This window comes from Psychrobacter sp. Choline-02u-9, assembly GCF_002836505.1.
Classification (GTDB): Bacteria; Pseudomonadota; Gammaproteobacteria; order Pseudomonadales; family Moraxellaceae; genus Psychrobacter.
Map to the genome: position 1 here is coordinate 257499 of NZ_PJBF01000040.1, position 26569 is coordinate 284067.

The 26569-nt window shown below is 44.2% G+C and carries 21 protein-coding genes and 1 pseudogene; 11 read left to right on the forward strand and 11 right to left on the reverse strand.

The annotated features are described in order from the left end of the window. Positions 1 to 17: 17 nt before the first annotated feature. Entirely contained in the window at positions 18 to 719 is a 702-nt protein-coding gene (locus CXF69_RS01640) for an HAD family hydrolase (RefSeq protein ID WP_102078363.1), read from the reverse strand. 158 nt (positions 720 to 877) lie between these two features. Next, on the reverse strand, positions 878 to 1414 hold the full coding sequence (locus tag CXF69_RS01645; RefSeq protein ID WP_057760719.1) for a gamma carbonic anhydrase family protein: 537 nt from the start codon (positions 1412 to 1414) through the stop codon (positions 878 to 880). A gap of 501 nt (positions 1415 to 1915) precedes the next feature. Here CXF69_RS01645 and carA point away from each other — a divergent pair. The 4 genes from carA (at position 1916) to CXF69_RS01665 (ending at position 8759) form a co-directional block, all read left to right on the forward strand. Further along, on the forward strand, positions 1916 to 3157 hold the full coding sequence (carA, locus tag CXF69_RS01650; protein WP_102078364.1) for a glutamine-hydrolyzing carbamoyl-phosphate synthase small subunit: 1242 nt from the start codon (positions 1916 to 1918) through the stop codon (positions 3155 to 3157). A 153-nt stretch (positions 3158 to 3310) separates the two neighbouring features. Next, a complete protein-coding gene (gene carB / locus CXF69_RS01655; protein ID WP_102078365.1) occupies positions 3311 to 6574 on the forward strand; it encodes a carbamoyl-phosphate synthase large subunit in 3264 nt (1087 codons plus the stop codon). A gap of 330 nt (positions 6575 to 6904) precedes the next feature. Beyond that, a complete protein-coding gene (gene greA / locus CXF69_RS01660; protein ID WP_057760725.1) occupies positions 6905 to 7381 on the forward strand; it encodes a transcription elongation factor GreA in 477 nt (158 codons plus the stop codon). A gap of 484 nt (positions 7382 to 7865) precedes the next feature. Further along, positions 7866 to 8759, forward strand: a complete 894-nt coding sequence (locus CXF69_RS01665) for a hypothetical protein (protein ID WP_227543650.1) — start codon at positions 7866 to 7868, stop codon at positions 8757 to 8759. Positions 8760 to 8948: 189 nt separating this feature from the next. On the opposite strand, the gene CXF69_RS01670 is transcribed toward CXF69_RS01665, so the two are convergent. Then, complete coding sequence (locus CXF69_RS01670) at positions 8949 to 9500, reverse strand: hypothetical protein (protein WP_102078366.1); 552 nt, start codon at positions 9498 to 9500, stop codon at positions 8949 to 8951. A 245-nt stretch (positions 9501 to 9745) separates the two neighbouring features. Between CXF69_RS01670 and CXF69_RS01675 the strand changes: the two genes are divergently transcribed. The 5 genes and pseudogenes from CXF69_RS01675 to CXF69_RS01695 all read left to right on the forward strand — a co-directional run bounded on the left by CXF69_RS01675 (position 9746) and on the right by CXF69_RS01695 (position 15201). Further along, a complete protein-coding gene (locus CXF69_RS01675; RefSeq protein ID WP_102078367.1) occupies positions 9746 to 11014 on the forward strand; it encodes a putative DNA modification/repair radical SAM protein in 1269 nt (422 codons plus the stop codon). 75 nt (positions 11015 to 11089) lie between these two features. Further along, positions 11090 to 11962, forward strand: coding sequence for a TIGR03915 family putative DNA repair protein (locus CXF69_RS01680; protein ID WP_102078368.1), 873 nt, complete (start codon positions 11090 to 11092; stop codon positions 11960 to 11962). Between the two features lie 153 nt (positions 11963 to 12115). After that, positions 12116 to 13447, forward strand: a complete 1332-nt coding sequence (locus tag CXF69_RS01685; RefSeq protein WP_102078369.1) for a glycosyltransferase family 4 protein — start codon at positions 12116 to 12118, stop codon at positions 13445 to 13447. A 47-nt stretch (positions 13448 to 13494) separates the two neighbouring features. Beyond that, a pseudogene (locus tag CXF69_RS01690) lies at positions 13495 to 13707 on the forward strand (agmatine deiminase family protein); the annotation flags it as partial. A gap of 120 nt (positions 13708 to 13827) precedes the next feature. After that, positions 13828 to 15201 (forward strand): NAD-dependent succinate-semialdehyde dehydrogenase, encoded by a 1374-nt coding sequence (locus CXF69_RS01695; protein ID WP_102078370.1) that lies wholly within the window; start codon positions 13828 to 13830, stop codon positions 15199 to 15201. A 95-nt stretch (positions 15202 to 15296) separates the two neighbouring features. On the opposite strand, the gene CXF69_RS01700 is transcribed toward CXF69_RS01695, so the two are convergent. The 4 genes from CXF69_RS01700 to CXF69_RS01710 form a co-directional block, all read right to left on the reverse strand. After that, complete coding sequence (locus CXF69_RS01700; protein ID WP_102083155.1) at positions 15297 to 16739, reverse strand: APC family permease; 1443 nt, start codon at positions 16737 to 16739, stop codon at positions 15297 to 15299. 60 nt (positions 16740 to 16799) lie between these two features. After that, positions 16800 to 16949: a hypothetical protein gene (locus CXF69_RS14285; RefSeq protein WP_166739214.1), complete on the reverse strand. Its 150-nt coding sequence runs from the start codon at positions 16947 to 16949 to the stop codon at positions 16800 to 16802. A 114-nt stretch (positions 16950 to 17063) separates the two neighbouring features. After that, the gene (gene gabT / locus CXF69_RS01705; RefSeq protein ID WP_102078276.1) at positions 17064 to 18323 is read right to left on the reverse strand and encodes a 4-aminobutyrate--2-oxoglutarate transaminase; all 1260 of its coding nucleotides are present in this window, start codon (positions 18321 to 18323) and stop codon (positions 17064 to 17066) included. A 201-nt stretch (positions 18324 to 18524) separates the two neighbouring features. After that, complete coding sequence (locus CXF69_RS01710) at positions 18525 to 19988, reverse strand: NAD-dependent succinate-semialdehyde dehydrogenase (protein WP_102078277.1); 1464 nt, start codon at positions 19986 to 19988, stop codon at positions 18525 to 18527. A gap of 220 nt (positions 19989 to 20208) precedes the next feature. Here CXF69_RS01710 and CXF69_RS01715 point away from each other — a divergent pair, with 220 nt between their 5' ends. Continuing rightward, on the forward strand, positions 20209 to 20979 hold the full coding sequence (locus tag CXF69_RS01715) for an IclR family transcriptional regulator (protein ID WP_102078278.1): 771 nt from the start codon (positions 20209 to 20211) through the stop codon (positions 20977 to 20979). Between the two features lie 53 nt (positions 20980 to 21032). On the opposite strand, the gene CXF69_RS01720 is transcribed toward CXF69_RS01715, so the two are convergent. Both CXF69_RS01720 and CXF69_RS01725 read right to left on the reverse strand, forming a co-directional pair. Then, positions 21033 to 22241, reverse strand: coding sequence for a CaiB/BaiF CoA transferase family protein (locus CXF69_RS01720; protein WP_102078288.1), 1209 nt, complete (start codon positions 22239 to 22241; stop codon positions 21033 to 21035). A 197-nt stretch (positions 22242 to 22438) separates the two neighbouring features. Further along, positions 22439 to 23623, reverse strand: coding sequence for an acyl-CoA dehydrogenase (locus CXF69_RS01725; RefSeq protein ID WP_102078279.1), 1185 nt, complete (start codon positions 23621 to 23623; stop codon positions 22439 to 22441). 176 nt (positions 23624 to 23799) lie between these two features. Here CXF69_RS01725 and CXF69_RS01730 point away from each other — a divergent pair, with 176 nt between their 5' ends. Then, complete coding sequence (locus CXF69_RS01730; protein WP_102078280.1) at positions 23800 to 24627, forward strand: IclR family transcriptional regulator; 828 nt, start codon at positions 23800 to 23802, stop codon at positions 24625 to 24627. 75 nt (positions 24628 to 24702) lie between these two features. Here CXF69_RS01730 and CXF69_RS14460 read toward each other — a convergent pair whose 3' ends face one another. Further along, complete coding sequence (locus CXF69_RS14460) at positions 24703 to 25698, reverse strand: Hint domain-containing protein (protein WP_102078281.1); 996 nt, start codon at positions 25696 to 25698, stop codon at positions 24703 to 24705. Between the two features lie 21 nt (positions 25699 to 25719). Next, positions 25720 to 26562, reverse strand: coding sequence for a hypothetical protein (locus tag CXF69_RS14465; protein WP_102078282.1), 843 nt, complete (start codon positions 26560 to 26562; stop codon positions 25720 to 25722). Positions 26563 to 26569: the final 7 nt, after the last annotated feature.

Consider the following 26569-nt stretch of genomic DNA (forward strand, 5'->3'; position numbering starts at 1 on the left):
TTACTAGATTAAATAATCTAGATCGACCAATCTTCTACTGCCCAGCGATGTGCCAAAGCATGCGCATGTAACGCATCATCAGGTGATACGCAAACGGCCACATCAGCCCATTCGAGTAACGGAATATCATTTTTAGAATCTGAATACGCATACGTTTTTTCAAACGTGATACCAGAGGCTTGCTGTTTATTTAGCCATTTATCCAAATGGTATATCTTGCCTGCTTGGAAGTTTGGTCTGTCAATTAGCTTACCTGTATAGCGATTGTCTTTGATCTCTAATGGCGTTGCCAATACATTGGCAGCTTCAATACCAAACCGCTTGGCAATAGCGGATACTACAAAATCATTGGTCGCAGAAATAATCACCACATCGTGTCCTTGCTCAATATGCTGGCACAACGCTTCCATTGCTTTTGGGCGAATATGCGGCTCGATTTCGCTTTTGATATAGTCTTCTCTTAGCTCATCCAGTCTATCAAGCGGTAAACTGCTTAAAAACTGCGCGACGAATTCATTGTACTCTGTCGCGTCCAGCGTGCCTTCGATATAGTCATTATAAAATTTCTGATTGGCAGTGCGGTACTGCGCCTCATCGACAAGGTCATGCTTTACGATATACTCACCCCAGAGATAATCGCTATCGACATCAAGTAATGTATGATCTAAATCAAATAATGCCAGTTGTTTTTGTTGTGTTTGTGCTTGATTTGCCTGCATAGTGAGACCTTATCGTTGGTTGCGAAAAAATATGAATCGTTTAATAAAATTGGGTACAGTTATCTATTAAGGCTGAGCGCATCACTTAAACAGCATGTAAATGAAATAAGCCTGTACCTTGTAATCTATCTTTCTAGAATTGCTTAGACTATTTACCTTTAATCAGGCATCGCTATTTCTGTTAAGCCTGTTTTAAATTTCTGACAACGCTCAGCATAATGTAGCGCTGACATTTTTAGCATCGCTGCTTGCTCATCGGTTAGCGTCTTGACCACTTTTGCAGGCGCGCCCATCACTAGCGAGTTATCAGGAATAACCTGACCTTCAGTAATCAAGGCTTTCGCCCCTATCAAACAGTTTTTACCGATTTTGACATTATTAAGTACCACAGCGCCAATACCTATTAGGCTGTTATCACCGACTTCACAGCCATGTAGCATAGCCAGATGACCGATAGTCACGTAATTACCAATAGTGACTTTGATACCTGCATCGGTATGAATCACACTGTTTTCTTGCACATTACTATAGTCACCGATATGGATACGATCGTTGTCACCGCGTATCACTGCACCGAACCAAATATTGGCTTGATGACCTAAATATACATCGCCCATCACTTGCGCTGAATCTGCTACCCAACCGTTAAATGGTGCAGCAAACTCAGGGGTTTTGTCTAAATACTGATAAATCATAACGACTCCTTGTCATCTTCATTACTGTTATAACAAACGATCATAAAAATTGGGACTAGCGCTGCGCTGTTCATTGTGGCAAAGCCAACTGCGAAAATCCAGCGCTATTAATGGCTGCCTAATGTCGAATTGGATACAAAAAGTATTAATATAATTTTGCTTAGGCTATTTATTAGAGCCACTATTCTACAAGGATACAGCTATTACTTGCATAATGACTATTAATCCAACAAATCGGCTAGCCATACTAGTCTATTTTGTATATAATACGCAAAATCTGTGCCTAAGCGAGCGGACATGATGCAAGTTACCTATTCACTATCTAGTGAGTTTTGTAGTTTTCATCAATAATGTCTTCTCGCTTTTTTGTGGAAAATTTTTGTGTATCGCCCTTTTATTGCCTCAGTTTGACAACAGTCAAATGCTGTAAATAAAAGGATACGGAGCAATTTTAGACCAACAAAACACGATGGCACTCACCAATAACAGCGGAGGCAATCCTTGAATTCATCGGCAGAAATACAAGCAATTTTGGCACTAGCAGACGGTACAATCTTTCGCGGTGTCAGTATCGGCAGCCTAGGTCATCGTATTGGTGAAGTGGTATTTAACACAGCCATGACAGGGTATCAAGAAATCCTAACCGATCCAAGTTATGCCCGCCAGCTGGTGACTTTGACTTACCCTCATATCGGTAATACAGGCACCAACGCTGAGGACACAGAATCTGGCAATGGCCACAAAGTATGGGCAGACGGTCTTATCATCCGTGATGCCACCATGGCAACCTCTAACTTCCGTAACTCAGAGTCACTTAGCGACTATCTACAACGTAACGAAACAGTGGCTATCGCTGAAATTGATACGCGTCAGCTGACTCGCCTATTACGTGATAAAGGTGCACAGAACGGCTGTATCATGACTGCCTCAAACGGCGAGACTATCAGCAGCGACGACGAGCAAAAAGCGATCGAGTTAGCGAAAGGCTTTGCAGGTCTAAAAGGCATGGACTTGGCAAAAGAATGCTGCACTAAAGAGAACTTCGAGTGGACAGCAGGTACTTGGGACTTGTCAGACACCCTACTCAACCGTGATATCCCTGGCAGTCATGATAGCGGTACTGGCGGCTTCTTTAAGCAACTCGGCACTTACATCGATTCTAAATACAATGTCGTCGCTTATGACTTCGGTAGCAAAACCAATATCTTACGCATGCTCGTCGACCGTGGCTGCCACGTAACGGTCGTACCAGCACAGACCCCTATCGCAGACGTGCTAGCGATGAACCCAGATGGCATCTTCTTATCAAACGGCCCTGGTGATCCTGCAGCTTGTGATTATGCTATCGATGCGGTACGCCACATCATTGAGCAAACTGACGTGCCAACGTTTGGCATCTGCTTAGGCCATCAGCTGATTGGTTTGGCTAGCGGTGCAAATACTATCAAGATGAAAACTGGCCATCATGGTGCCAACCATCCAGTACAAGACTTAGCGACCGGTACGGTTATGATTACCAGTCAGAACCATGGCTTTGCGGTTGATGAAGACACGTTACCTGACAACGTTAAATCTACCCATCGCTCACTGTTTGATGGTACTAACCAAGGTATCGAGCTGACAGATAAGCCTGTATTTAGCTTCCAAGGTCACCCAGAAGCCAGCCCTGGCCCACATGACTGCGCGCCATTGTTTGATAAGTTTGCAGATATGATGAAGCAGTCTAAAACTGCCCAAGCGTAAACGGTTGTTTATAACTACATAATAAGTAAACGCTTTAATCGTCCATAGCGGTTCAAGCGTCGCTAAATAAAGCACTGCAAGTATAAAACGCCATAAGCGTTATCAAAAATAAAGATTACTCAAATTATCACCCAACCGAAGGTAGCTCTAACTATGCCAAAACGTACCGACATAAAAAGCATTCTTATCATTGGCGCAGGCCCTATCGTCATCGGCCAAGCATGTGAGTTTGACTATTCAGGCGCACAGGCGTGTAAAGCACTAAAAGAAGAAGGCTACCGTGTCATCTTGGTCAACTCAAACCCTGCAACCATCATGACCGACCCTGTCATGGCTGACGCAACCTATATCGAGCCGATTACTTGGCAAACCGTTGAGCAAATCATTGCCAAAGAGCGTCCAGATGCAATCTTGCCAACGATGGGCGGACAGACAGCACTAAACTGTGCGCTAGAGCTAGACAAGCACGGTGTATTGACCAAGTATAACTGCGAGTTAATTGGCGCGACCAAAGACTCAATCGAGATGGCAGAAGACCGCAACTTGTTTGATAAAGCCATGAAGCGTATCGGCCTTGAGTGCCCTCGCGCTGAAACCGCTGAAACCATGGAAGAAGCCTTTGCGACTCAAGAAAAAATGGGCTATCCGTGTATAATTCGTCCATCATTCACGATGGGCGGTTCAGGCGGTGGTATCGCTTATAACCGCGATGAGTTCATTGAAATCTGTGAGCGCGGTTTTGACTTGTCACCAAACCATCAACTGCTTATCGATGAGTCATTGATTGGTTGGAAAGAGTACGAGATGGAAGTGGTTCGTGACAAAAACGACAACTGCATCATCATTTGTGCCATCGAAAACTTTGATCCAATGGGTGTGCATACAGGCGACTCAATCACCGTCGCACCTGCGCAGACTTTGACGGACAAAGAATACCAAATCATGCGTAATGCTTCATTGGCAGTACTGCGTGAAATTGGTGTAGAAACAGGCGGCTCAAACGTACAGTTCGGTATCAACCCTGACACTGGTCGCATGGTCGTCATCGAGATGAACCCACGCGTATCACGCTCATCTGCCCTAGCCTCAAAAGCCACTGGCTTCCCGATTGCCAAAATCGCAGCAAAACTGGCTATTGGTTATACGCTAGACGAATTGCAAAATGACATCACTGGTGGCAAAACGCCAGCCAGCTTTGAGCCTGCGCTTGATTATGTCGTGACTAAGATACCTCGTTTTAACTTCGAAAAATTCCCACAAGCAGACAACATCCTATCGACTCAGATGAAATCGGTCGGTGAAGTGATGGCAATTGGTCGTAACTTCCAAGAGTCTATGCAAAAAGCATTGCGCGGTATGGAAACAGGTGCGGATGGCTTTGACGAGCAAATTGACTTATCGAAAGTAAGCGTTGAAAAAGCGCGTAGCGAAATCATCAATCGTCTAACCATTCCAACACCTGAGCGTATCTACTACGTTGCTGATGCATTCCGCGTCGGTATGAGTGTCGATGAAGTGTTTAACTTTACCAAGATTGACCCATGGTTCTTGGTACAGATCGAAGACATCGTTAAAACAGAAGCCACGGTAAAATCACTTGGTTTTGGCGGCTTGAACGAGAAAAATTTACGTAGCTTTAAACGTAAAGGTTTGTCAGATTTGCGTTTGGCTAAATTGCTTGGTATCTCACAAAAGCAGCTACGCAAAAAGCGTTGGGATCTAAACGTCTACCCAGTCTATAAGCGTGTAGATACCTGTGCCGCAGAGTTTGCTACTAGCACGGCCTATATGTACTCAACGTACGATAGCGAATGTGAAGCAAACCCAACAGACAAAAAGAAAATCATGGTTATCGGTGGCGGTCCTAACCGTATCGGCCAAGGTATTGAGTTTGATTACTGCTGTGTGCATGCAGCGCTTGCCATGCGTGAAGACGGTTACGAGACCATAATGGTTAACTGTAACCCTGAAACGGTTTCAACCGATTATGACACTTCTGACCGTCTATACTTTGAGCCAATCACGTTAGAAGACGTGCTAGAGATCGTTCGTATTGAAAATCCAGATGGCGTGATTGTACAGTTCGGTGGTCAAACACCATTGAAACTTGCTCGTGCACTAGAGTCAGCAGGCGTTAAAATCATCGGTACTAGCCCAGATGCAATTGACCGTGCCGAAGATCGTGAGCGCTTCCAGCATATGATTCAACAGCTAAACCTAGTACAGCCATCAAACGCACTAGCAACCAGTTTGGAAGATGGCTTGGTTAAAGCAAAAGACGTAGGCTATCCATTGGTTGTACGTCCATCTTATGTATTAGGTGGCCGCGCGATGGAAATCGTCTACAACGAAGACGAGCTAAGACATTACCTACGTACTGCGGTACAAGCATCGAACGAAGCGCCTGTCCTACTAGATCGCTTCTTAGATGATGCTATCGAAGTTGACGTAGACTGCGTATGTGATGGTACTGATGTCGTCATCGGCGGTATCATGCAACATATCGAACAGGCTGGCGTTCACTCAGGTGACTCAGCATGCTCACTACCACCATACTCACTGTCTAAAGAGCTATGTGACGTGATGCGCGCACAAACGGTCGCTATGGCAAAAGAGCTGGGCGTTATCGGTCTGATGAACGTACAGTTCGCAGTAAAAGGCGAAACCGTATATATCCTAGAAGTGAACCCACGTGCTGCACGTACAGTACCGTTCGTCTCTAAGTGTATCGGTACTTCGTTAGCACAGGTTGCAGCGCGCTGTATGGCTGGTACTTCGCTTAAAGATCAAGGCTTTACTACTGAGATTGTCCCAGCATTCTATGCGGTCAAAGAAGCGGTATTCCCATTCGCTAAGTTCCCAGGTGTTGACCCAATCTTGAGTCCTGAAATGAAATCAACGGGCGAAGTCATGGGCGTGGGTAAAACCTTTGGCGAAGCATTCTACAAGGCCATTATCGGTAGTAATGAGCGTCTGCCAGGTCTACCGACTGAAGGCGAGACAAAAACCGTCTTTATCTCAGTTCGTGACAGTGACAAAGCCCAAATTGCTCCGATTGCTCGTCAGCTTGCAGACTTTGGCTTTAAGATTGTCTCGACCACTGGCACGCAAAAAGTACTGAGCGACGCTGGTATCGAAAGTCAGCAAATCAACAAGGTCACTGAAGGTCGTCCGCATATCGTTGATGCCTTGAAAAACGGCAAAATCGACCTTATCATCAATACCACTGAAGGTAAGCAAGCTCAAGAGGATTCGTTCTCTATTCGCCGTAGTGCGCTACAGGGCAAAGTATTCTACGTCACCACGTTAGGTGCTGCTGATGCGGTCTGCAAATCTTACGCGATTGACTTACCGTTTGATGTCTATAAGTTACAAGATTTGCATGAGCAAGCAAAGTCTATTGACGTGGCTGAATAATTTCAGTAGATTAAGCATAACCGTTAGGCTTGCCTAAAAGCTCACTCAAGTATCGTTGTTTGCTTTAAATATAGCCAACCATGCTTGAGGAACGATACCTTTACCGTGATAGACCTAAAAAGCATAGTGGCTAAATTGCGACTATGCTTTTTATTACGTAAGCTTAAGTGCGCCTATGCTTGAATTGAGGTGAGATACACTCATAAATGATGGCCAACTTATTCATTACATCGTCTTAATTATCACTCTTTTATATTTTATATCCATTGCAACAACACTGACACCATCTCATTATGAGGTGGTGTGGTGTTATTGGTTTAAGGAAAAAACATGCAACGTTACCCAATGACTCCGCAAGGACACGCGGCTTTAGAAGCCGAATTAAAACAGCTAAAAAGTGTCGACCGTCCACGTATCACAGCATCGATTGCTGAAGCACGCGAACACGGCGATTTGAAAGAAAATGCTGAATACCATGCTGCCCGCGAGCAACAAGGTTTTTGTGAAGCACGTATTCGCGATATCGAAGCCAAACTTGGTGGCGCTCAAGTCATCGATCCTTCGACACTGCCAAAAGAAGGCCGTATCGTGTTTGGCGTCAGCGTCGTGATCGAAAACATGGACACCGAAGAAGAAAAACAGTACAAAATCGTTGGCGATGATGAGGCTGACTTTAAAGCTGGCAAAATCTCAGTCAACTCACCAATCGCTCGTGGTTTGATTGGTAAGTTCGAAGGCGACGAAGTCCGCATCGAAACGCCAAAGGGTGTGGTTGAATATGAAGTCATGAAAGTTATATACGATTAATAGCGACACTTAATAGCTACACTGCGTTCTAATCTAGAATTTTGATACTCTCAAAGATAGACAGTTCGAGAAATGACTTTTAGATAGCAGCTTCGATGACAATGGTTGCGCCTAGCGACTTAGTTATGCGACTCCATAGATGAAAGCTGTACTACACATAGATAGCATTTATACCATTTTGGTTACACAATGCTGCTTTTATCCATGATTTGTTTTGGCGCATAATTATTTGAGTTTGAGTGCACCATAGCTTCAATATTAAGTTTATTCAGTAAGAAATAGTTAAGATTGAATAACTTCTATGCAAGTTAACACTGCGGCGCTTTTACTAAAAATAATGATGGTCTGATCGCATACATAGGCTAATATCAGCACTACTACCCTCGTTATTTGGCATATTTTTTGGTGTCATTTAGCGGGGGTTTTGCTTATCTAAGCATTATCTATTGTTGTATTACTTACTATTATTTTTGAGGAGTCTTTTATGATTACGAACAATGGTTTTCAAGCATCAACTGCTAAAACGACTATGGCAAAAAATACAGCTATATCTGCAATGCTAGCAGGTATCGTATTGGCCGCATCATCGGCCAATGCTGCTCCTGAGATTGCTATTAGCTCCTCTGCGAGCGGTAGCACCACGGTGGTCGAGCAATACTCTAATGGCAAAACTGCTACGATTACGGCGACGCCAAACGGTATTACCATGCAAGACGGCATGCCGTACGCGGTAACTCAGGTGACCACTGTGCCACGCTATGTCATGCGTCAGTCTCCTGTTGTCCAAGGTACGACGACCGTTACTAGCGTACCAGTGACTAACTCTATTACCAATAAAGTCACTAAAGTAGATGTGATTACTACGCCTGCCAGCAGCGTGACACAAGTACTACCTGTCGCAACTAATGTCACCCCGCCAGTGATTACGCAGCAGCCAGTGACCAATCAAGTAACGACAACGACGACCACGTTAGATACCTTGCAATTGACCCCGACTTTTAGTACGCCTGGCGTGGTCAATGCCAATACCAAAGTGATAAAAATTCTAAAAAATGCTGATGGACGTGAAGTTGCCGTTCCTGCCAATCATATTGACCCTGGTGACGTGATCGAGTATCACACCACTTATACCAATACCACGGCACAGCCAGTCAATGACATCAACGCCATGATCTCAGTACCAAGTGGCGTCCAGTTAGTCTCGTTGAATAGTCCTCTGCCGACACTTGCTACCACTGGCGGAGACAGCTATCAAACCATTCAGCAAGTTGGCAACACGGTGGTTGTCCAAGAAAACTACTCTGGTCTAAAATGGAACTTGGTTAACTTTGATGCCAATGCAGCCAAAACCGTCGTCATACGTGCCAAGGTTCAATAAAAATTAGGTTATAGCGTATTATTATTGAATAGATACCAGTATATGTAAAAGGTCTTGTGGACTAGCTATCTAGTCAGCAAGACCTTTTTTGTGTCGGTGGCTTGGTTTTGAGTGTGGTAAAGCACTGCTTTAAGCTTAGGATATAAATGCTTGATGCAGTGGCAGAAATAGCTGAGCTTTTAGAGAAGATTATTTTTCTTTATACAGAATAGGCCGATTAATTAGATTATTAAGTTTTGTCATAAAAAAGATAAAACCAAAACCAAAGATTGACGTAGTGAGCACTCTTATCATGTTTTGATCGAACATTAGGTTTTTGGTATCTTCGTAAGTTATTTGCAGATCTTCCTCTGATTCTCTAATGTCTAAGCTGACTAATTGCGGTAAATTATTCGATACGCCTAAAAAATTGGGCTGATAGTACCAACCAACTCTTGCGTACTTGCCAAGCCTAGGTTCAAGGTATGTAGGACCCATACATGACCCAGTATTAATAAAGCCAAATACATTATAGCTACAGCCGTAAAGCGTTATTTGTTTAGGATTTTCGATAGATTGCAAGGCTATACTAAATCCCGTATCAGTGATAATGCCTTCACTGTATTGTAGCTCCGACTCCTGCGGAAAACCTCTACCCTGCCATTCCAAAAAATTGAGTGCAATGAAAAAAGATATAAACGAGACATTTAGAAACGTATCGAACTTTTGAGACGCTGATTTTTCTTTAAATTTTTTGAGCATAAAATCCCTCTAAAAGAGCCTTTCTTGGAATGTTTGAAAAAATCTATATTTACCCTTAAAAAGTGAATATATTAAGCCACAGAGTTTAGCCTTTAAATAAACCTCAAACTACTGTTTACTATATCAGACACGAATCATACGACACTATTTGTCGTGTTGTTTTTATAATTATCCTATTAATACAATGACTTAGCGATAATTTTGGTAAAATAGTCTTTCATCAATTAATTGGTAATAACCGACTTATGGCAAACATCAATTATGAAAGATTACAGGGCAAACTCAATATTTTGGCCGATGCTGCCAAGTATGATGTCTCTTGCTCATTCTCCGCTGGTACTCGTAAAAACCAAGGCGGCGGACTAGGCGATGCCTCAGCAACGGGTATCTGTCACAGCTATACCGAAGATGGTCGCTGCGTCAGCCTATTAAAGATTCTTTTGACCAATCACTGCATTTACGACTGCGCTTATTGCACCTCGCGCAAGAGCAATGACACGCCGCGCGCCGCGTTCAGTGTCGAAGAAGTCGTCGATTTAACCATGCAGTTTTATCGCCGTAACTATATCGAAGGGTTATTTCTTAGCTCTGGTATCTTTAAAAGTGGCGACTATACGATGGAGCGACTGGTCGAAGTCGCCAAACTCTTACGTACGCGTGAGCGCTTCAATGGTTACATCCACCTAAAGACCATTCCAGGTGCGTCAAAAGAGCTGCTGCTAGAAGCAGGATTATATGCGGATCGTTTGAGCGTCAATATCGAGATTCCAACCAAATCAGGATTGGCGTTGCTTGCGCCAGAAAAATCTCACGATCAATTAAAGGCACCGATGGAGACGGTAAAAGAAGAGATCATCACCATTCGTGAAAGCCGTAAAACTCACAAAAAAGCGCCTAAGTTCACGCCAGCAGGTCAGACCAGTCAAATGATCGTTGGTGCGAGTAACGAGACTGACCTACAGGTAATTCAGCTATCGAGTCACTTCTACAAAACGTACGATCTCAAGCGGGTCTATTACTCAGGTTATGTACCTATGCTCTCTGATAATCGCTTGCCTGCGATTGGAACGCCTGTGCCGATGGTGCGGGAGAATCGTCTGTATCAGGCAGATTGGTTAATGCGTTTTTATGGTTTTGGTGCGCATGAGATTGTGGAGCCGGAGTCACCGTTTTTAGATTTAGACTGCGACCCTAAGCTTTCTTGGGCAATACGCCATCGCGAGCATTTCCCAGTCAATATTCAGACAGCGACATATGAGATGATTGTGCGTATCCCAGGTATCGGTACAAAGACTGCCAAGAAAATCGTCAAAGCACGTAAGTTCAATCAATTGACGCTATACCATCTAAAAAAGATGGGTGCTGCGGTCAACCGTGCTAAATACTTCATCGCGACCACTGGCAAAAACGAGCACCTTGCTCATTTAACGCGCGATAATTTTCGTCAGTATGTATTGGCTCAAACGCAGACCAAGTTTAACGATCAACGTACTGGGCAGTTGGCTTTATTTTAAAATGGCTCTAGATAGCACGTGTTAAAAAACCTGCTATCTCGCTACTGTATTTATGATAGAAATGTAGGATAAAACATGTCAGCACTTATGCAAAACGACTCTTACGCTGTCGGTCAATTGACGCCTAGCATTGTACTGTATGAGCCTAGCTTTGAAGGTTGGCTGAGTGCAGTATTTTATGTCTATGCCAATCGTCTACAAAACGATATGTCACTGAAACTAACCGCGCAAGATTGCTATATGCCCTCACTCATCGCTCAGACGACTAGCGTGGCAACTGATGAGGATAAAGCCGAGCGCGTGTTGGTCAAATTAAATATCTTATTGGGTCGCTCAGGCATACGAAATATCTTGTGGGGTTTTTTATCAGAGAAAGAAGATATCGGTACGACATTGTTTCGCGTGGTCAAATACGCCATTGATTACCCTAACCGTCAAATTATGCAAGACCTTGGCAATCTAGATGTTCTGGAGCTAGTACAGACAGTCAAATCGGTTGGTCGTGAAAAACATCGTATGGAGGCATTTGTACGTTTTGAGCATACGACTGATGATATTTATTTTGCACGTGTAGAGCCTGATTTTAATGTACTGCCACTGATCGGAGAGCATTTTCGGCAGCGTTATCAGGATCAGCACTGGGCAATCTATGATCTGACTCGGGGCTACGGCATCTATTATGATAAAAGTAATAGCACGCCATCACGTCCAGCAAAGCTGCAAACCATCACCGACCTCGATGATGCGGTACTACGCAATCCTGCTAGCGTCCATAGTCCTGATGAACAGCGCTATCAAAAATTCTGGCAAGGGTATTTTACCAACGTCAATATCAAAGAGCGCAAAAACCCTAAGCTACATAAACAATATCTCCCGCAGCGCTACTGGAAATACTTGAGTGAAAAACAAGTACTGCCCAATGCTGAGCACTTACAAAAACGACGCTAATGGCTTTTGGTGCTTATTAATTAATCCACGTCTTACGCTTATATAGTCTAAAAACCCCTACCTGACCTTATCTTTTTATCTTGATGGTTGAGTTTTAATCGCTTTTAACTGACAATAGCAAATTGATATTACTAACCGGTGACCAACGCTATTATGAAAGTTATGCGCTTACTGTCGTCTCTAAAGCATGATGAATCCGAGCGCGGCATTTTTCATCTTGGCCGAGCATTGGTTAAAAATGAGCACACCTCTATCATTGTCTCGAGTGCCGATGAAGACAATGATTTGGTTAGACGTCTCAAACGTGATGGCAATATTTACCATCAGCTACACGTGAATAAAAAGTCTTGGCTATCATTATTGCAAGTCTCTGCACTACGGCATTTGATAGAAAAGTACGAACCCGATGTCATTCATGTACATTCGCGTACCCCTGCATGGATATTGCATTTGGCACTGCGCCGCGCACGTGTCAGACGTTTTCCCAAACTGGTCTCGACCATGTATGGTTTTTATCCAATCAATAAATACTCTCAGGCTCTACTCAATGTTGATACGATAATCACCGTATCTGATAGTGTCACTCAATACTTAAAAAAAGGACTGCGCATCGAAGACGTAGATCCTAAGGTCATCACGCGTATCTATCGTGGTATCGATACTCGGCGCTACCCTTATCGTCATAATCCGTCGGTCTATTGGTTACGTCATACCTTTGCTGAATACCCTGAGCTTGAGCACAAAAAATGGCTCGTATTCCCAACCGTAATCGGTAACGAGTATGGGCAAGAATGGCTCATCGATATCTTGGGTAACCTGCAAGAGCAGTTCCCCAATATTCATGTCATTATTATGGATGAAGACTATAAAGACGGCGATGTCGCTCATGAAGATTTTCGCCAACGCACCAACAGCTTAGGATTGGCGGAGCGCATTACCTATGTGGGCAGCAAACGTAATGATATGCGAGAATGGCTATCAGCGGCCAATATTGTCATGGCACTTGCCAATGAGCCCGAGTCAATCGGTATCAATGCCCTACAAGCCATACATCTAGGTACGCCAGTTATTGGTTGGGATCAAGCAGCCTTTAGCGAGATTTTACAACCACTCTACCCGCAAGGACTGGTAAAAAAATATAATGCCAACGCGCTTTGTAAAGCGGTTAGAAATCAGCTGGAGAGTGTGACGCGTCCTGAAATGACCAACAAATTTACCATGCGTGAAATGATTGAAAAGACGCTTGAGGTATATCAAGGCTTACATGATACGGCGCTTGCCGAAGAACAAGTAGAAGCAGATGCTATCGCAGTTCGACGCATCAAACGCAGTCTAAAAAAAGCATCTAAACCCGCCCTAAATGTCGCTGTAAAAAACATCGAACCTGTTGCTAAAAATCCAAAAATAAAGCTGACTAAAGAAAAATCGAAGACAACGGATAATGTCGATACGGTAGAAACAACTGAAGATAATCAACCACTGTAAACACTCATCAATCTCATGATGCCAAACCTCGCCTAACGGGTGATGTTTGTATCGCCTCCTATGCCAATTTTTTGATTTGTAATGACGCGGTCATCGTACCGCAATATGATGATATAAATGATGCACTCGCCATCGAGCAGCTTGAAAAAATCTTTCCGCAGCATCAAGTAGTGGGAGTACGCACAAAAGAGATTGTCTATGGCGGCGGTAATATTCATTGTATTACCCAGCAACAACCTGTAACCAAAGCGTCACTCTAAAACACGCCGCTTGGCATAGAATGAACCATAATAAATCGCACTTATTAGCAACTGAAAGTATAAGCATAAACCCAAAAATGGATTTTAAACCCAAAAACACGCTAAAAATAAGGAAAAAATATGAGCGATTATCAAATCAACAATCCAGCCACTGGCGAACTAGAAGCCACTTACCCTACCGCCACTGAACAAGACATCCAGCAAGTCATCGAGCAGGCTGACAACGCATATCAAGACTGGCGTCAAGTCTCATTGAGTGAGCGCAGTGCACTACTGCATAAAATTGCCGATAGCTATCTGGAACGTCAAGACGAGCTGGCTCGTATCGTGGCGGGTGAGATGGGTAAACCCGTTGCACAAGCCAAGGGTGAAATCGGTCTGGTCGCTGAGATCTATCGTTACTATGCAGACAATGCTGAGCAGCTACTCGCGCCGAATACCATTGACGTTGACTCAGGATCAGCTTCGGTAGAAAAACGTCCTGTTGGCGTTCTACTCGGTATCATGCCGTGGAATTATCCGCATTATCAAGTGGCACGTTTTGTCGCGCCAAACTTTATGGCAGGTAATACAATTATTCTAAAACACGCACCGCAGTGTCCAAATACAGCAGAAGTTATCGTCGATATCTTTAAAGATGCAGGCGTACCTGAAGGTGTTTATAACAATATCTTTGCAACCAATGAGCAATCAGCGACCATTATCAATGACACACGCGTACAAGGTGTCTCGCTAACAGGTTCTGAACGCGCTGGACAAGCCGTTGCAAAAGAAGCTGGCGGCGCACTCAAAAAAGTCGTTTTAGAATTGGGCGGTTCAGATGCCTTTATCGTCGCAGCCGATGCCGATATCGAACAAGCAATACAAGGCGCTATCTCTGGTCGTTTTGGTAATACTGGACAAGCCTGTAACGCAGCCAAGCGTTTGATCGTCATTGAATCAGTCTATGACAAATTCGTCGAAGGTTTTACCAATGCGGTCAGTAACATGACTTTGGCCGACCCGCTTAAGGAAGATACGTTTATTGGCCCAATGTCATCAAAAGCCGCTGCGGTCAACTTGCAAGCGCAGCTAGATAGTGCCATTCAAGCAGGTGCGACAGTATTGGTAGAAGGCGGTATGGTAAAAGACAAGCCGGGTGCTTGGTTTGCGCCTGCTGTTCTGACAGATGTGACTGAATCAATGGATGTGTACCGTGAAGAATTGTTTGGTCCGGTGGCTGTGATTTACAAAGCAGATGACATCGAACACGCGATCAAGATTGCCAACGATGTACCATTCGGTCTAGGTGCGTCTATTCAGACACAAGATCCCGCCCTAGCAGCAGACATCGCTAGCAAGCTAGAAGTAGGCATGGTCACTATCAACGCGCCGTCTGGTACCGAAGCCAATACCCCATTTGGCGGCGTTAAACGTTCAGGATTTGGTCGCGAGCTTGGTACGCTTGGTATCACTGAGTTCTTAAACTATAAGCTGATTCGTGATAAGTCTTAATCAATAGCGTGGTTTCTAGAATAGCAAAAGGCCTAACATTGAATGTTAGGCCTTTTTTTGAAGGATGATTTGGCTAAAAGTTCTGCTCGACAAGCTTAACGTTTGGGAGGATTGTCTTTTAACCACAACTGATTGACGATTTTTAATTCACGCAGCTCTTCTGCCATGATTGCCTCACTAATACCCGGATATTTCACTCTCGCATAGCCATATAACACGATGCCCAAGACAGTCCAGCCAAAGAAAATCCACCACTCGATTGGTGTCAGTGCCGATGGCATACCTGGCATATACAGCATCAACATACCAATGCTGAGCGCAATCGTGACCATACCGACCAGTTTACCTGCGGGTATTTTGAATGGACGTACCATATCAGGCTCACGATAGCGTAATACTAAGAATGATATCGCCACACAGGTATAAGCAATGACGATGCCAAAACCACCTGCATCTACGATCCAAACCAGCATTTTACGACCAAATAATGGTGCTAACGTCGCCAAACCACCAATCAATAAGATAGCATTTGATGGCGTATTGTATTTTGGATGCAATTTGCCCAAAAACGCTGGCAACATATGTGCTTTTGACATCGCGTACAACAGGCGACTACCACCGATAAGAAATGCATTCCAGCTTGATAAAATACCCAGCACACCACCGATAACCAGTAAGATACCTGCCCACTTACCTTGCCACGCATTGGTCATCGCATCAGCAGTAGCGAGGGTTGAGTTCTCTGCTTGGACAAGTGGCAAAGTCGTGCCGACGCTCCAAGCGATACCCACATACCACAGCACGGCAACCACAATAGAGACAATCAAAAACTTGCCAATATTGGGCCGAGTTAAATCAATCTCTTCTGCCGCTTGTGGAATGACATCAAAACCGACAAACATAAAAGGCACCATGACAATCACTGCCATGATACCGCCAACCCCACCAATGAATGCTGGCGCTTGTATCGAGTTTGAGGTTTCGGGATTGAACAAGACCGCACCGATGAACAATAACGTACCAACGAATAAAATGCCCAATACGGCCGTTTTTTGGAACCAAGCACTGACTTCCATGCCGCGTATATTCAGCCAAGTGACGATGACAGATCCCAGCATTCCGACGCCCACCCAAGTGGCATACACATCCCACCCAGCAATGGTCCAAAGATACCCTTGGTTATAATTAGGAATGAAATATTCTACGACTGTCGGTAAGGCAACCGCCTCGAACGCGACGACTGAGAAGTAACCGAATAAAATACTCCATGAGCAAATAAAGGAGACATTGACCCCTAGCGCTCGATGCGTATAGGTATGCTCGCCACCAGTAATCGGCATAGAGGCAGCAAGCTCAGCATAAGTCACGCCGATCAGTATCACTGCTAGCCCGCCTATCAAGAACGCCAACATCGCGCCCCACGTACCCGCAGATAAAATCCAACCACCTGCCAACACTACCCAGCCCCAACCAACCATTGCACCAAATGCTAATGCAATAATATCCAGCGTTCCTAACGATTTCTTTAGTTCAGACATAACTTACTCCTTGTCTGTGTGTCATCCGTGTCAACCTGTTACAGTTACACTATTTTTGTTTCATGGAATCATACCCATCATGTTTGTTGTGTCTGTCGCGTCGCCGAAAAACTTGTATTTGCCGTCGGTATAGTATTCAAACAGCAAAAACAAAAACGGCGTCTTGACTTGCAAGGCGCCGTTGAAAAACTCACTCAAAGCGAGCGTCATAAGGGCAACCTTGCCGTTATCTTTCATACAATCTTTTAACCAATATCGGTACTTGAACTAGCTGTACTTGGTTAAAAGCGCTCCATCGCTAAAGTAAATAACACTCAGTATTGCTTATGCCGTTAGAATACCTTTGATGATATCAAGGCCTTCTTGTAGCACTTCATCTTCGACCGTCAATGGCACCATCACACGAATGGCATTGCCATACATACCACAAGACGCTAGTAGCAAACCTTGCTCAAATGATTTTGCTTTTAGATTGGCTGCGGCGGCTGCATCAGGTTTGCCTTCGCTATCAATCAATTCAAACGCTAGCATAGCGCCCTTATGACGGATATGACCGATACTGCTAAGGTTCAAGCCTTTTAAGAATGAAGCAATGGTATCGCCAATCTCGATACTACGCTCAAGTAAGTTTTCTTCTTCGATCACTTCCATAACAGCAAGCGCCGCCACACAAGCAAGTGGGTTACCAGAGTAAGTACCGCCCAAGCCGCCTACTTGCGGCGCATCCATGATGTCAGCACGACCGATGACCGCAGAGATAGGATAACCACCAGCCAAACTCTTCGCAGCAGTCATTAGATCAGGCTCAACACCTAGCTGTTCAGTGGCGAACAACGTACCGGTTCTCGCAAAACCACACTGTACTTCATCAAAAATAAGCACGATGCCATGCTCATCACAAATCTCACGCAATGCTTTAGCAAATGACGGCGTTACCTGATGGAAACCACCCTCGCCTTGGACTGGCTCGATAATCATTGCCGCCACTTCACTAGGATCGATATCTGCTTGGAAGATCATGTCAAGGCTATGTAGCGCTTGCGCTTCTGTTACGTTCAACTCTTCTGCAGGGAACAACGCATGGAATACAGGTCCTGGCATCGGGCCAAAGTTCTTTTTGTATGGTAGTACTTTGCCCGTCAGGCTCATACACATCATGGTACGACCATGCCAGCCACCAACAAAAGAAATCACGCCTGGACGACGGGTTTTAGCACGAGCAATCTTGATGCAGTTTTCAACCGCTTCTGCGCCAGTGGTCAAAAAGAACGCTTTAGTATCGCCACTGATAGGCGCTTTTTCACATAGCTTTTCAGCCAGATCCACATAGCATTCGTAGTTAATCATTTGCGCTGCAGTGTGCGTAAATTTGTCTAACTGTTCATGGACACGTTGGGTAATTTTTGGATGGCTATGACCCGTGTTCAATACTGAGATACCACCGACAAAGTCGATATAGCGCTTGCCTTCGATGTCCCAGATTTCTGAGTTCTTTGCTTTTTCTGCAAAGATAGGAAAGGCAACCCCAAGTCCTGTTGGTAAAACAGCTTTGCGGCGCTCAAGTAATGATTGATTGGTAGTCATGGGAATGTCCTTTTCTTTGTTCGTAACATAAGTGCCATCTAGTGATTGGCGGTTTATTTGATGTTTGTCTTTGTACTCAGTAGATATCACATGGTGCTTGTTTGACCCAAAACACCATAGATATCTAAAAATTTGCGCTAGTTGATGCTTTGCTAATTGTTACTGTGCTAACCATTAAGCCAACTCATTAGGTTATGGCTATTAGGTGATATCAGAGCACCAGTATTTGGTCGTGATATAGTCTTCGATACCGTATTTTGAACCTTCACGGCCAAAGCCAGACTGCTTCACACCGCCAAATGGGGCAACTTCTGTAGAAATTAGACCAGTATTATGACCGATAATGCCGTACTCCAACCCTTCGGTAACGCGCCATGAGCGGGCATAGTCGCTACTATAGAAGTAAGCGGCCAAGCCATAGATAGTATCGTTAGCAGCACGGATAACTTCTGCTTCGTCTTTGAAGGTAAAGATGGTCGCAATCGGTCCGAAGATTTCTTCAGAGGCGATGTCCATATCACTGCTAATATCTGTGATAACCGTTGGGTTATAAGTCAGTTCTGAAGCATCATTGACACTACCACCAGTGACCAGTTTTGCGCCTTTATCTAGCGCATCTTTTAGCAAGGCTTGAACTTTATCTAACGCTTTTTTGTTGATAAGAGGACCAATATCGACGCCTTCTTCTAAGCCGTTACCTACTTTTAATTCAGCGACTTTTTTGACAAAGACATCTAAGAATTTATCTTTAATGCTGTCTTGAACGTATACGCGGTTGGCACAGACACAAGTCTGACCAGCATTACGATATTTAGAAGCGATTAAACCAGCAGCGGCTTTTTCTAGATCGGCATCATCAAAGACGATAAATGGCGCATTGCCACCCAACTCTAACGATAGCTTCTTAATAGTTGGCGCACATTGTGCCATTAGCGTACGGCCTACTTCTGTAGAACCTGTAAATGACAGTTTATGAATGCGTGCATCGCCCGTTAGAATGTCGCCGATGACAGAAGACTTACCGGTTACAACCTGAATAACGCCAGCTGGAATACCCGCTTGTTCTGCCAATACACCCAGTGCCAATGCCGAATACGGTGTCTCGGTGGCTGGTTTGACAATAATCGTACAGCCTGCTGCTAGTGCAGGAGCAACTTTGCGCGTGATCATCGCAGCTGGAAAGTTCCAAGGCGTAATAGCGGCACAAACACCAACTGGCTGCTTAAGAACGACATGACGTAGCTGTGTGCTATTGGCAGGAATCACATCGCCATAGACGCGTTTGCCTTCTTCGGCAAACCAGCGGATAAAGCTGTTGGCATAACCTACCTCACCACGTGATTCAGTTAGTGGCTTGCCTTGCTCAGCGGTCATAATGATGGCCAAATCTTCTTTATTGGCATCGATTAGATCAGCCCACTTTTGCAATAACTCTGCACGCTCTTTGGCTGTTTTTGCTGCCCAGTCTGCTTGGACATCATGAGCGTAAGCAACGGCTTCGTTGACATCTTTTGTGGTAAGACTTGGTACAGTACCAATGAGCTCGCCATTAAAAGGATTGTTTACATCAAGTACAGCTTCATCACTAGCAGCATGCCAGCCGTCTTTGATGAAGCAAGATTGTTTGAGTAAATCTGGATTTGATAACTGTAGCGCGTGTGACATGTTGACGCTCCTTGTCATATAGGGTGTATTTATAAGAATGGATACAATGGTAAGTCGTAAATAATTATTGATAATTCATTATTTGTTCAATATACTGAACAAGTATTCTATATACGAGACGTCATTATAAGAACGATATGACGCGATTTGCAACCCTTAATCTCATTATTTTAAAAATTATCTTGTACTTCTTTCTTTTATTTCACTTTATAGGTTATTTATGAGCTCGACTGCCGTGCCTGCGCTAGACAAAACGTTTCAAATTTTGGACTTGATTACCGATAGCTCACAGCCTCTGACAGCGGCTCATATCGCAAAAGAGCTTGGGCTACCGCGTAGCTCCACTCACAATATTTTGCAGAGTCTATTGACCAAACATGTCATTTACAAAGACCCTGAAAGCCGTTTTTATTTGGGTTCATATTTGATGTATTGGGCAGGTAAGTACGAACAGCAGCAAGGCGTGGTGCAGTTGTTTAAAGATTTGATTGTGCAGTATCCGGTACTTCTTCAGCATACGGTTACCTTATCAAAACTGGACTTGGGCGAAGTAGTATTTTTGGCTTGTCATGAGTCGCCTGCGCCGCTTGGCTTTACGTTTCGTGCAGGCGTTCGTGTACCTGCCGTATTTTCTGCGACAGGCAAAGCCATGCTATCCACGTTGTCGATGGGCAGTATCAAATCATTGTATAAAGATACGTTTCCGACGCCGATGACCCAGCATGGGGTCAAGAATTTTACCGATTTGGCAACTGAGCTTGCAGCGATACAAGAAAGCCGAGTATCGCTCGATGATGGACAATTGCGCGATGGGATGTACTGCTTAGGCACTTATATTCGTAATGCGTCAGGAAATGCGGTCGCTGGTATGGCAGTGAGTTTTTTGCAAGGAGAGTATGAGTCTAAACGGGCTGAGGTCAGTGCGGTATTGATTGAATTGGCGGAGCAAATCGAGCAGCATTTAGGCTTCAATCCTAACGCTGAAAGGTAGCGTTAGGATTGAATATCAGTGCAGGTCTAAAAAATATAATCCAAAAAATTCTGTTAAACGATCCCATCAGCTTTTAGCTTAGCGATCATCTCACTATCATAACCCAAATCAGCAAGCGTACTATCAGTATGTTCGCTTAACTTCGGTGGTGGCGTACGATAAGTGACAGGTGATGCGGACAATTTGATAGGGTTACCAAGTGCGCGTACTGGACTGCCTTGCTCGGTGAAATTAACAATCATCTCACGGGCTTGTGCTTGCGGCATGGCCAAAGCTTCGGCCACGTTATGAATCGCACCGCATGGAATGCCTGCTTGATCTAAAACCTCTAGCCAATAGGTACGTGACTGCTTGGCAAAATGCTTAGTCAGCTCACCGCACAACAATTCGCGATTAGCAACGCGTTGTGGATTGGTCGCAAAGTGCTCATCGGTATGCCAATCAACTGCAAGCACATCACACAGTTTGGCAAACTGACTGTCATTACCACAGGCTAAAATAAAATGCTGCTCGCCCTCACCCGCAAACACTTGATACGGCACGATATTAGGATGCTGATTGCCTAGTCTTGGCGGTATCTTATCGGATGCCAAATGATTCATACCGACATTGGCTAGCATGGCGAGCGCGCTATCAAGTAATGCCACATCGACGTGTTGCCCAAGTCCAGTATTTTGACGCGCCAGCAGTGCCGCTTGAATACCAATCGTCAACTGTAAACCTGCAAATAAATCGACGACTGCCACGCCAACTTTGTGCGGTTCGCCATCACTAGGGCCTGTGATGCTCATCAGCCCTGATAATCCTTGGATAATATAATCATAGCCAGGGCGCGCGGCATCGGGACCTGTCTGCCCAAAGCCTGTCAATGACGCATAAATCAGCCGCGGATTGTCTTGTTTTAAGCTGTCATAATCCAAGCCGTATTTTTTCAGACCACCGACTTTAAAGTTTTCGACCAAGATATCACTGTCAGCGATTAGCTGCTTAATAATGGTTTGCCCTGTCGGCGTAGTGATATCTACCGTCAGTGATTTTTTATTGCGGTTAATCGTAGCATAATAAGCGGAGGTATCATCGCTGAATGTTGGCGGTGCCCAATGACGCGTTTCATCACCGATATGCGGACGCTCAACCTTGATGACTTCGGCACCAAGATCAGCTAACACTTGCGTACAAGAAGGGCCAGCCAGCACTCTCGATAAATCGAGCACTTTGATGCCATGCAATGCGCCCTTTGGCATATTAGCCATATCAATCATATCTGTCATGAGATTCCCTTACTCTGTCGCATATTTTTTAATCATAAAATTGTTCTTCAGGATTTAGCGTTTAAATAGCTAAATCATGAAGAACAACTGAAAAACGTACGCTACTGTTAATGCTCTTTTGATAAAAAGCCAAGCAGTAACGTACGTCATAAAATACAGTTTTACCAAAAATTATTAGCTAAAAACGCTTAGAAGAACGCTTGAATGCCTGTCTGTGCGCGGCCTAGGATAAGCGCATGAATATCATGTGTACCCTCGTAAGTATTGACGGCTTCCAAGTTCATCACGTGACGGATAATATGGAACTCATCAGAGATACCGTTACCGCCATGCATGTCACGAGCGATGCGAGCGATATCAAGCGCCTTGCCGCAGTTATTACGCTTAATAAGTGAGATCATTTCAGGCGCTGCATTGTCTTCATCCATCAAACGACCGACACGTAATGCCGCTTGTAGACCTAGCGTGATTTCAGTTTGCATATTGGCCAGCTTTAGCTGTACCAACTGCGTTGCCGCTAGCGGACGACCAAACTGCTTACGATCGAGCGTGTACTGACGAGCCGCTTTCCAGCAGAACTCAGCCGCACCCATCGAACCCCATGCGATACCATAACGGGCTTTGTTTAAGCAGCCAAACGGTCCTTTTAGACCGCGGATATCTGGGAAAGCATTGGCTTCAGGAACGAATACTTTGTCCATGACGATCTCACCGGTGACTGAGGCACGTAGTGAAAACTTGCCTTCGATTTTTGGAGCGGATAGGCCCTTCATGCCTTTGTCTAAAACAAAACCGCGAATCTCGCCAGCATCATCTTTTGCCCACACGACAAACACGTCAGCGATCGGACTGTTGGTGATCCACATTTTATTACCCGTCAGCTCGTAACCACCATTGACGGCGCGCGCACGAGTAGACATCGATGAAGGATCAGATCCTGAGTCTGGTTCAGTCAGACCGAAGCAGCCTACATACTCACCTGTAGCAAGCTTTGGCAAATACTTTTCTCTTTGCTCTTCTGTGCCATACGCCCAAATAGGATGCATAACCAAGCTTGACTGTACGCTCATCGCTGAACGGTAGCCCGAATCAACGGCTTCCACTTCCTTGGCAATCAGACCGTAAGCAACACTCGATAAGCCAGCACAGCCATAACCTTCAATCGTGACACCTAGCAGGCCCATTTCACCCATTTGACGCATGATATTACGGTCAAAATTCTCGTTACGATTGGCCTCGATAATGCCAGGCATCAGCTCTTTTTGAAAAAATTGACGAGCGCTTTCGGTGACCATGCGCTCTTCTTCAGTGAGCTGGTCACGTAGTAAAAAAGGATCTTCCCAATCAAAGCGTGGGCTAGTAGATGTTGCCATGTGGATCTCCTTGGTATCAGTCATCCTGACTGACGAATAGTGATTGATACATCATTTGGTCTAACAAGTCATTGACTTCGTTATTCCGCTGTGCGAAACTTAGTTTCATAATTTAAAACCATTTAACCAAACTTTCGCTACGCTGTAAACCTTTATCAAAAAAAGATGAGTATAAAATGACAAAACCCTTATCAACAGCTACTCCGCTACTCGAACGTATGCATGCAACAATGAGTCAAAATAAGGACGAGAATGACCGACAGTTTGTGACGGCATTGGGACGGGGACTGATCATACTGGCAGCTTTTGAGCACCATGAGCGGCTCACCCATCAGCAGCTATGTCAGATGACCGAACTACCAAAAGCAACCATTACTCGCCTTATCCATACTCTAATCACGCTTGGGTTTTTGCGTACGAATAAATACGGACAGTATCAACTGGGCAGTAGTGCGGTACGTCTCAGTGCGACTGCATGGAGTCGTCATGATATGGTGGCGTACGCTGAACCATTGTTGCGGCAGTTCGCCAGTGACAACGAAGTATCGGTGAACCTAGCGACTGAAGTCGAAGGAGAGATGCGCTATCACGCCTGCTGTCGTAGTCCTGCTCGACTATCGGTCAACTTGCAGGTTGGCTCCGCTGTACCTGTCGCACGCACTGCTATCGGACGTGCTTTTTATGCGGCAAGCTCACAAGCAAGACAAGCGGTCATCATTAATAATCTCCAAGATAATTTGTCTGTTGAAGAATATAACGATGCGCAAACCGCCCTAGCCAGCGCGGCAGAGCATTATGCAAAGTATGGCTATACCGTGTCTGATGGGGAGTTTTCTACTGACATATTGGCAGTCGCGGTTGGGGTATATGATGTCGCAACAGGACAATACGCGTATTCGCTGAATGCCAGTGTACCGAGTGCTAATTGGGAAGCGGACGACTATGCGGCAATCATAGTGCCAAAATTGCAGGCGTTGGCGGAGCGGATTGGTGGTGGGGTTTAAAACAGTAATATGGTGAAGATATAAGCCTTTTAGCCAGTCATGACACTTTTCTATTGATATAGACTAAAGGACTGGTTAATTGGCTGACTCTTTAGCGTCCAACACCCACACCACATCATGCCCGACAAAATAAGTATGATGGTCCGCCACTTCTATGTTGTAGACGTGGTCCTCATAAGGGTTAGGGCATATATCGTTATAGCGTCGCATCTGCTTATGAATACTACCCTCTAACAATCCTGTTGCATTACCATATCTTTCAATGTTATTAAGAACTATCTTATGTCTACCTAAGTTAATTATCTTATTTTCTCTTACTATTTTACCCTCATACACTAAAGGTGAGTTTGCAAACTCAATAAAGCTTTCAGAGGAGTGTGTATATAAACCACCCATGTCTTGATCTAGTCTAGTATTTAAAGTTTTATAAAGATCAGGGTCTATAATAAAGGGTGCCTTTTCATTGATGAGCAACTTGGCATCAGAAGTTTGCATATTGACGGTTTTGATCTCTTCTTTGAACGCTTCTTCTGTATTGGCTAAACTAACAAACTCGTAGCCATCATCCGTAAATCTCACAAACTGAACCAGACCGTTTGTCTCCCATAAGTCATGTTCCTCAATACTTTGAGTATACGCTGTACCTTCAGGGAAATTAGGTAAGGTGCGTACAGGGATAAACGAATAATCATCAAGCGCAATCGTATCGCCATGAGCAGAGGTTAGATATCCAGCTAGCAAGCGCTCCGCCGATAGCCATTCACCTTCCGTATCGTCAGGCTGGCGAGTTACCCAAAATGGGTGGTTACTGGTACATAAGATATAGTTTCTACCCTTCTCACCTTGCTTGGCTACCGTTTCGTTAAAGTATTCAACTTTAAAGATTCTTTCCTTTTTCGGGGATGTAAACGTACTTATGACAGGCTGATACTCTATGTCACCACGACCACTTTCAAACTTGGAGAGCACAGGTTTTGTTAAAATTAAGTCGCCCACTTTGATATCCTGAATCGGTACTAAACCTTTATCCGTATGGACTAGCGTTCCCACCACAAATCCTGAATTAGTCATTTATATTCCTTTTATTTTTTATTATTGATTTGGTTGGTTGTTCAAACTGGCGTCATGTACCCAAACACCATACTCACCAACGAAGTATGTATGGTAATCTTCGATCTCGATGTTATAAACGTTATCAACGTAATAATTTTTTTTATCTTCATTATACAAATCAGTAATCCATTCAAAATGGAGTTGATCTTTATTTTTATCTGAAAACCTATGATGGGTTTCGATATCTAAATCAATAAAGCTTTGACTTTCACTTAAAAATTCTTCATCTTCAGCCTTTGTCCAAATCCTACAGTTTTTCAAAATTTTAGGCTTCTCTTGACTAAAATCTACATAATTAGCTACTCCGTAGTCGTCGATATTTTCAACCTTATGTAATGCTACATCTTCCAAACTTGTTCTATAAAGTGGTTCTTTAGATGTAAAAAGACTCGCACCATACGTAGGTGACCCGTCTTTGCACACTAAAGTATAATCCCTATCTTCATTTTTATAGCGTTTGGTAATTGCTAAATCTTCAGCTTGTGTCCATCCAGATTCTTTAGTCCAGAATGCATGATTCCCTGTGCAAAACAGATAAGACAAGCCGTTTCTTTCTTTTTCATTAGCAATAATCTCACCCGACTTAACTCTATTAAACTTCTCTAAATCCATATCTCTTTTTACAGTTTCAAATGCTACGCTAAAAATCCTTTTCTTTTCAGTGGAAACAAACGTATTCAATACTCTTTTATAGATAAGATCACCGTTCGGGTTATGCTCATCACGAGACAATACCATATCGCCAACTTTTAGCTGCTCAATGTGTACCAATCCTTTATCCGTATGAACGAGCGTTCCCGCGACAAATCCTGTATTGTTCATATCCTCT

Bases quoted from the DNA above. Each gene is read 5' to 3' on its own strand.
- CXF69_RS14285 (WP_166739214.1), bottom strand. From the start codon at position 16,949: ATGACGCTCGCTTTGAGTGAGTTTTTCAACGGCGCCTTGCAAGTCAAG.
- CXF69_RS14460 (WP_102078281.1), bottom strand. From the start codon at position 25,698: ATGACTAATTCAGGATTTGTGGTGGGAACGCTAGTCCATACGGATAAA.
- carB (WP_102078365.1), top strand. From the start codon at position 3,311: ATGCCAAAACGTACCGACATAAAAAGCATTCTTATCATTGGCGCAGGC.
- CXF69_RS01700 (WP_102083155.1), bottom strand. From the start codon at position 16,739: ATGTCTGAACTAAAGAAATCGTTAGGAACGCTGGATATTATTGCATTA.
- CXF69_RS14465 (WP_102078282.1), bottom strand. From the start codon at position 26,562: ATGAACAATACAGGATTTGTCGCGGGAACGCTCGTTCATACGGATAAA.
- CXF69_RS01710 (WP_102078277.1), bottom strand. From the start codon at position 19,988: ATGTCACACGCGCTACAGTTATCAAATCCAGATTTACTCAAACAATCT.
- CXF69_RS01715 (WP_102078278.1), top strand. From the start codon at position 20,209: ATGAGCTCGACTGCCGTGCCTGCGCTAGACAAAACGTTTCAAATTTTG.
- CXF69_RS01695 (WP_102078370.1), top strand. From the start codon at position 13,828: ATGAGCGATTATCAAATCAACAATCCAGCCACTGGCGAACTAGAAGCC.
- CXF69_RS01685 (WP_102078369.1), top strand. From the start codon at position 12,116: ATGAAAGTTATGCGCTTACTGTCGTCTCTAAAGCATGATGAATCCGAG.
- CXF69_RS01680 (WP_102078368.1), top strand. From the start codon at position 11,090: ATGTCAGCACTTATGCAAAACGACTCTTACGCTGTCGGTCAATTGACG.
- CXF69_RS01730 (WP_102078280.1), top strand. From the start codon at position 23,800: ATGACAAAACCCTTATCAACAGCTACTCCGCTACTCGAACGTATGCAT.
- CXF69_RS01725 (WP_102078279.1), bottom strand. From the start codon at position 23,623: ATGGCAACATCTACTAGCCCACGCTTTGATTGGGAAGATCCTTTTTTA.
- CXF69_RS01640 (WP_102078363.1), bottom strand. From the start codon at position 719: ATGCAGGCAAATCAAGCACAAACACAACAAAAACAACTGGCATTATTT.
- greA (WP_057760725.1), top strand. From the start codon at position 6,905: ATGCAACGTTACCCAATGACTCCGCAAGGACACGCGGCTTTAGAAGCC.
- CXF69_RS01645 (WP_057760719.1), bottom strand. From the start codon at position 1,414: ATGATTTATCAGTATTTAGACAAAACCCCTGAGTTTGCTGCACCATTT.
- CXF69_RS01670 (WP_102078366.1), bottom strand. From the start codon at position 9,500: ATGCTCAAAAAATTTAAAGAAAAATCAGCGTCTCAAAAGTTCGATACG.
- CXF69_RS01720 (WP_102078288.1), bottom strand. From the start codon at position 22,241: ATGATTGATATGGCTAATATGCCAAAGGGCGCATTGCATGGCATCAAA.
- CXF69_RS01675 (WP_102078367.1), top strand. From the start codon at position 9,746: ATGGCAAACATCAATTATGAAAGATTACAGGGCAAACTCAATATTTTG.
- gabT (WP_102078276.1), bottom strand. From the start codon at position 18,323: ATGACTACCAATCAATCATTACTTGAGCGCCGCAAAGCTGTTTTACCA.
- CXF69_RS01665 (WP_227543650.1), top strand. From the start codon at position 7,866: ATGATTACGAACAATGGTTTTCAAGCATCAACTGCTAAAACGACTATG.